The organism is Roseateles chitinivorans (genome assembly GCF_002761755.1).
Taxonomy (GTDB): domain Bacteria; phylum Pseudomonadota; class Gammaproteobacteria; order Burkholderiales; family Burkholderiaceae_C; genus Roseateles; species Roseateles chitinivorans.
The window spans coordinates 1-6,710 of record NZ_PEOG01000127.1 but is presented as its reverse complement, the minus strand read 5'-3'; the positions used below and the strand labels follow the sequence as shown (position 1 = coordinate 6,710).

Genomic DNA, 6,710 nt, shown 5'->3' with positions numbered 1-6,710 from the left:
CGCCGCGGCGCCCGCGGGCGCGCGCATCAGGCTCTGGCCGTAAGCGCCCATCATCGTGCCGGCCGGCGGCGCGGCCTCGGCACGGGCATCGGACCTGGCGTCCGGCGCCCTGGTCTCGGACCTGGCCGGCGCCGCCTTCTCGGCAAGCTTCGCTTCCGGCCTGGTCGCGACGACCTTGTCCGTGGCGGCTTCAGCGACGGTCGAGGCCTTCTCGTCGTCCGCCTTGGTCTTGCGGTCCTTGGCGCCGTTCTTCGACGCGACCGGCTTGGCGGCCTTCGTGTCCTTCGAGGCCTTGGCGTTCTTCGCTTCCGGCTTCTTCTTCGAGGCCGGCTTGGCCGGCGCGGCCTTGGCCTGCGCCTTGGGCTGGTCGGTGGTGGACGAAGTCGACTGTTGCGCCCAGCAACTTCCGCTCGCCAGGACGCAGATCAGCCCCAGTGCGGCCATGGCGCGCTGGAGCGAATTGCGAGAGGGAGCCGAGCGGGAGGGACGAACAGTTCTCATCGTTGTTGGGCGCGGAGACTAGGCAGCATCTCCGCACCGGTCAAGCGCGAATGCCCGTGGAGCAGCGCTTGGCTAGGGAAAGTCCGGGCGTGGCCACGAGACCCTTCCCAGGAAAAACCCGGATTGGACCACAGGCCCTCCGCCAAACGTTGTGAACGAAAGTTTCAGCAAAGCTCGCGGTGCGAGGATCCGTGCGGAAGTCGCGCATTCGACAAGAGGGGACCCCGATGACCGACAGCTATGCGGCGCTGTACAGGCGCTCGATCGACGATCCGGACGGCTTCTGGACCGAGCAGGCCAGGCGCATCGACTGGGAGCATCCGTTCGACCAGGTCTGCGACACCAGCCGACCGCCGTTCGCGCGCTGGTTCGTCGGCGGACGGACCAACCTTTGCCACAACGCGGTCGATCGCCATGCCGCCACGCGGCCCGGCGACACGGCGCTGATCTGGGTCTCGAGCGAGGTCGGGCAGGAGCGGGTCTACACCTTCTCCGAGCTCAAGGACGAGGTCGAGGTCATGGCCGCGATGCTGGCCGGGCAGGGCGTGCGCGCCGGCGACCGGGTGCTGATCTACCTGCCGATGATTCCCGAGGCGGCGTTCGCGATGCTGGCCTGCGCCCGGCTCGGGGCGATCCATTCGGTGGTGTTCGGCGGCTTTGCGAGTCATGCGCTGGCCAACCGCATCGACGACGCCGAGCCGGTGCTGGTCGTCAGCGCGGACGCCGGCAGCCGCAACGGGCGCGTCGTGCCGTACAAGCCGCTGCTGGACGAGGCCATCCGCCTGGCCGCCCACAAGCCGGCGAAGGTGCTGATGATCGATCGCGGCCTGAGCGCCTTCGAGCGCGTCGCGGACCGTGACCTGGATCACGCCGCGCTGCGTGAGCGCCTGTGGGGCGCACGGGTGTCCTGCGAGTGGCTGCCCTCGGACGCGATCAGCTACACGCTCTACACCAGCGGCACGACCGGCCGGCCCAAGGGCGTGCAGCGCGACGTCGGCGGCTATGCGGTCGCGCTGGCCACGAGCATGGCGCAGATCTACGACGGCCGCGCGGGCGAGACCTTCTTCTCGACCAGCGACATCGGCTGGGTCGTTGGCCACAGCTACATCGTCTACGGGCCGCTGATCGCCGGCATGGCGACGCTGATGTACGAGGGCACGCCGGTCAGCCCCGACGCGGCGGTCTGGTGGCGGCTGGTCGAGCAATACCGGGTGACGGTGATGTTCAGCGCGCCCACCGCGGTGCGGGTGCTCAAGAAGCAGGACCCCGCCTGCCTGACGCGGCACGACCTGTCCTCGCTGCGGGCGCTGTTCCTGGCCGGCGAGCCGCTGGACGAGCCCACCGCCCGCTGGATCGCCGACGCCATCGGCAAGCCGGTCATCGACAACTACTGGCAGACCGAGACCGGCTGGCCGATCCTAACGCTGGCACGTGGCGTCGAGCCGGCGCAGCCGAAGTTCGGCTCGCCCGGCGTGCCGATGCCCGGCTATCGAGTGCAACTGCTGGACGAGCGGACCGGCGCGGTGCTGGAGGCGCCGCATCAGAAGGGCCTGCTCGCGATCGCCTATCCGCTGCCGCCGGGCTGCATGCAGACCGTCTGGCGCGACGACGAGCGCTTCGTGCGCACCTACTGGTCGAGCGTGCCCGGCCAGCAGGTCTACTCGACCTTCGACTGGGCGCTGCGCGACGAGGACGGCTACTACTTCATCCTCGGCCGCAGCGACGACGTCATCAATGTCGCCGGCCATCGCCTCGGCACGCGCGAGATCGAGGAATGCATCGCCGGCCATCCGGCGGTGGCCGAGGTCGCGGTGGTCGGCGTCGCCGATGCGCTGAAGGGCCAGGTCGCGATGGCCTTCGCGGTGCTGAAGGATCCGGCGCGCGCCGCGACGCCGCAGGAGGCCCTGGTCCTCGAGGGCGAGATCCTCAAGCGCGTCGACCAGCAGCTCGGCGCGGTGGCGCGGCCGTCGCGCGTGCGCTTCGTCCAGCTGCTGCCCAAGACCCGCTCGGGCAAGCTGCTGCGGCGCGCGATCCAGGCGGTGTGCGAGCAGCGCGACCCTGGCGACTTGATCACGCTGGACGATCCCGCAGCGCTGCAGCAGATCCGCGAGCTGGTCTCCGGCGCAGGTTGAGCGCGGACTGAGCGCCGGCTGAGCGCGGCGCCAGCGGCGCGCGACCTCGCCGTGCTCAGCGGCCCAGCAACGTCCGCCAGTCGTCGCGGATGAAGTGCATCACCGCGTCCTCGTGATGCGGGCCGATGATGCGATGGGCGGCGAGCTTCACATCGTCGCTGGCGTTCGAGACCGCGATCGCATGGTGAGCCGATCGCAGCATCGTCAGGTCGTTGACCTGGTCGCCGAAGACCACCAGCTCGCGCTCATGCAGCGCGTAGCGCTGGGCCAGCGACGCGATCGCCTGGTCCTTGCTGGCGCGGCGGTCGTGCACGTTCAGCCAGGGCCAGCCCGGCATGTAGATGTCCTCGGCCAGGTGCGTCGTCACCAGGTCGCCGCAGGTGGCGAGGATCTCGGCCTGCAGCGCCTCCAGCGGCTCCGCTCGGCCGACGACCAGCAGCGTCACCAGCGGGTCCGCCAGTTGATCCTGCAGTCGGTCCACATGGCGCAGTCGCGGGTCGGCGTTGCGCTGGCGCTCGGTGACGAAGCGCTGCTGGCCCTCGTTCTGGACTTCCTGCCAGAACAGCTGATCCCCCTTGGGCCCGTGCGTCGCGATGAACGGCATCAGGCCGTGGCGGCGGACCAACGCGAAGATCGCCTGGCCGAGTGCCGGCTCCATCGCATTGACCAGTTCATGGCGGCCGGTGCGCAGGTCGCTGATGTAGGCGCCGTTGGACGAGACCACCGGCAGGGAGATCGGCAGCCCCTCGAGGATGCGGGCGATCGAGACCACGTGCCGCGCGCTGGCGACGGTGAAGGCCAGGCCTTCGGCCAGCAGTTCGGTCAGGCCGGCCCGGGTGGCGTCGGAGAGTCGGGCCTGCGGGTCGAGCAGGGTGCCGTCGAGATCGGAAACGTAGAAGCGCATGGGTGTCGGGAGCGGCTGGATGAACGCCGCGACAGGCGCACATCCTACGCCGCCGTCATCCGATACTTGGCGCATGCCGCCCCCTTCTGACTCCTCGACGACGCCGCTCGACGCGCTCGGCCGTCCGGTCCTCGACGACGCCACGCGCCGCTGGCTGCCGTGGGTCGTCGCGCTCGCGTTCTTCATGCAGACGCTGGACACGACCATCCTCAACACCGCGCTGCCCGGCATGGCCCGCGACCTGGGCGAGGACCCGTTGCGGATGCAGTCCGCCGTCGTGGCCTACCTGCTGACGGTGGCCTTGCTGATCCCCGCCTCCGGTTGGCTGGCGGACCGCTTCGGGACGAGGACCGTCTTCCTGTGGGCGATCGCGCTGTTCAGCCTGGGCTCGCTGGCCTGCGCGGTGTCGCCCAGCCTGCATGTGCTGGTCGCGGCGCGGGTGGTGCAGGGCGTCGGCGGCGCGTTGCTGGTGCCGGTCGGGCGGCTGGTGGTGTTGCGGGCCTTCCCGAAGGGCGAGTTCCTCGCGGTGATGACCTTCATCAGCCTGCCGGGACTGGTGGGGCCGCTGCTCGGGCCGACGCTCGGCGGCGTGCTGACCCAGTACGCCAGCTGGCACTGGATCTTCCTGATCAACCTGCCGGTCGGATTGGCCGGTGCCCTGGCGTGCCGGCGCTACATGCCGGAGATCAAGGGGCCGATCGGGCGGCGCTTCGACTGGGGCGGCTACGGCTTGTTCAGCGTGGGGCTGATGCTGCTGTCCCTGGCGTTGCAGGGCTTCGGCGAGCACGTCGTCAGCGTGGCCCTGTGCTTCGTGATGCTGGTGGCGGGCGTGGCCTGCATGATGGCCTACTGGTTGCACGCGACGCGTGCCGACGAGCCGCTGTTCTCGCCCGCGCTCTTCGCCGTGCCGACCTTCCGCATCGGCCTGCTGGGCAATGTGTTCGCGCGGCTGGGCAGCGGCGCGACGCCCTTCCTGACGCCGCTGTTCCTGCAGGTCGGCCTCGGCTTCTCGCCCAGCGAGGCCGGGCTGTCGATGATTCCTTCGGTGCTGGGCGCGATGTTCACCAAGACGCTGGCCATCCGGCTGATCCGGCGCGCCGGCTACCGCCGGGTGCTGATCGTCAACACGCTGCTCCTGGGCGTGCTGATCGCGAGCTTCGCCTTGATCCCGCGCGGGGTGGGGCATGTCTGGCTGGCGATCCACCTGGGACTGTTCGGGATGGTCAACAGCATGCAGTTCACCGCGATGAACACGCTGACGCTGGGAGACCTCGACGAGCGCACGGCCAGCGCGGGCAACAGCCTGCTGGCGGTGGTGATGCAGCTGTCGATGAGCCTGGGCGTGGCGACTTCCAGCGCCTTCCTGCTGCTGTTCTCGCACGGCCTGGCGCGCACCGAGGGCGCCGCCATCGTGCCGGCCTTCCACGGCACCTACCTGGCGCTGGGCGCGATGGCCGCGATGGCGGCGTTCATCTTCTACCAGCTGCGCCGCGACGAGGGCGCGGCCGAGGAGACCGCCCGATCCAAGCTCACACCTGAAGACTGATCGGCGCTCGTTCGCGCGGGTGCCGCCAGGCGGCGGCGTTGCGCGCGGGCAAGAAAAAAGCCACCCCGTGAGGTGGCTTTGTCGTCAGGCGGGTGGGAAGGGCTCAGAGCACTTCGGAGGCGAAGTCGGCCAGTCTGGAGCGCTCGCCGCGGGCCAGCGTCACATGGCCGCTGTGGGCCCAGCCCTTGAACTTGTCGACGGCGAAGGTCAGGCCGGAACTGCCTTCGGTGAGGTAGGGCGTGTCGATCTGCGCCAGGTTGCCCAGGCAGACGATCTTCGTGCCCGGACCCGCGCGGGTGATCAGCGTCTTCATCTGCTTGGGCGTCAGGTTCTGGGCCTCGTCGATGATCACGTACTTGTTGAGGAAGGTGCGCCCGCGCATGAAGTTCAGGCTCTTGATCTTGATCTTGCTGCGCACCAGGTCGTTGGTGGCCGCGCGGCCCCACTCGCCGGCGGTGCTGTCGCCGCGCGCCAGCACTTCCAGGTTGTCGTCGAGCGCGCCCATCCACGGCCCCATCTTTTCCTCTTCGGTGCCCGGCAGGAAGCCGATGTCCTCGCCGACCGGGACGGTCACGCGGGTGACGATGATCTCGCTGTAGCGACGTTCGTCGAGCACCTGCGACAGGCCCGCGGCCAGCGTCATCAGCGTCTTGCCGGTGCCGGCGGAGCCGGTCAGCGTGACGAAGTCGCAGTCCGGATCCATCAGCAGGTTGAGCGCGAAGTTCTGCTCGCGATTGCGCGCGGTCACGCCCCACACCGAGTGCTTCTGGTGGCCGTAGTCCTTCAGCGTGCGCAGCACCGCGGTCTTGCCGGTGATCTCCTGGACCTTGGCGTACAGCGGCGCGGCGCCGGGCGCTTCAAGGTAGATGAGTTGGTTCACCAGCAGCGTCGGCACCAGCGGACCGCTGATCCGGTAGAAGGTGGTGCCGCCTTGCTGCCAGCTCTCCATCGTCTTGCCATGGCGTTCCCAGAAGTCCGCCGGCAGCGCCTGCACCCCGGTGTAGAGAAGGTCCGAGTCCTCCAGCGTCTTGTCGTTGCGGTAGTCCTCCGCGGGCAGGCCCAGCGCGCGGGCCTTGATGCGCATGTTGATGTCCTTGGACACCAGCACCACCTCGCGGCCGGGCTGCTGCGCCTTGAGCGCCTGCACGACGCCCAGGATCTGGTTGTCCGCCTTGCCTTGCGGCAGGCCCTGGGGCAGCGGCGTCTCGAACAGCGTCGTCTGGAAGAAGAGCTTGCCGCCGGCCTCGCGGTGACCGGTCTGGGCCAGCGGCAGGCCCTTGGACATCTCCTCGATCGAGCTCGACTTGAGCGAGGCGGCCAGCGCGTCCAGGTCGCGGCTGACCTGGCGCACATTGCGGGCGACCTCGGTCATGCCCTTCTTGTGGCCGTCCAGCTCCTCGAGCGTGATCATCGGCAGGTAGATGTCGTGCTCCTCGAACCGGAACAGCGACATCGGGTCATGCATCAGCACATTGGTGTCGAGCACGAACAGCTTGGCCTCGCCCGCCGGCTTGCGCGCCTTGGCGCGCGTGGTGGCGGCTTTCCTGGCGGGGGACTTGGCCGGCGCCGGCGGCACCAGGGCCAGCGACGGCGATCCGCCGCCCCGGGCCTCGACCGGCTCGGCGCG

4 protein-coding genes and 1 pseudogene are annotated in these 6,710 nt (G+C 69.5%); 2 read left to right on the top strand and 3 right to left on the bottom strand.

Annotated elements, in window-relative coordinates; all coding sequences use genetic code 11:
* Positions 1 to 444 (bottom strand): annotated as a pseudogene (locus CS062_RS24635) (hypothetical protein); the annotation flags it as partial.
* 248 nt (positions 445 to 692) lie between these two features.
* On the opposite strand from CS062_RS24635, the gene CS062_RS24630 reads away from it, so the two are divergent.
* The gene (locus CS062_RS24630; protein ID WP_259373123.1) at positions 693 to 2,633 is read left to right on the top strand and encodes a propionate--CoA ligase; all 1,941 of its coding nucleotides are present in this window, start codon (positions 693 to 695) and stop codon (positions 2,631 to 2,633) included.
* A 55-nt stretch (positions 2,634 to 2,688) separates the two neighbouring features.
* Here the strand turns inward: CS062_RS24630 and CS062_RS24625 are convergent, their stop codons facing one another.
* On the bottom strand, positions 2,689 to 3,537 hold the full coding sequence (locus tag CS062_RS24625) for an HAD family hydrolase (RefSeq protein WP_158238925.1): 849 nt from the start codon (positions 3,535 to 3,537) through the stop codon (positions 2,689 to 2,691).
* A 73-nt stretch (positions 3,538 to 3,610) separates the two neighbouring features.
* Here CS062_RS24625 and mdtD point away from each other — a divergent pair, with 73 nt between their 5' ends.
* Positions 3,611 to 5,083 (top strand): multidrug transporter subunit MdtD, encoded by a 1,473-nt coding sequence (gene mdtD / locus CS062_RS24620; RefSeq protein WP_099864467.1) that lies wholly within the window; start codon positions 3,611 to 3,613, stop codon positions 5,081 to 5,083.
* A 103-nt stretch (positions 5,084 to 5,186) separates the two neighbouring features.
* Here mdtD and CS062_RS24615 read toward each other — a convergent pair.
* Positions 5,187 to 6,710 (bottom strand): PhoH family protein (locus tag CS062_RS24615; protein WP_099864465.1); only part of this gene is annotated, 1,524 nt, incomplete at its 5' end.

Bases quoted from the DNA above. Each gene is read 5' to 3' on its own strand.
- CS062_RS24625 (WP_158238925.1), bottom strand. From the start codon at position 3,537: ATGCGCTTCTACGTTTCCGATCTCGACGGCACCCTGCTCGACCCGCAG.
- mdtD (WP_099864467.1), top strand. From the start codon at position 3,611: ATGCCGCCCCCTTCTGACTCCTCGACGACGCCGCTCGACGCGCTCGGC.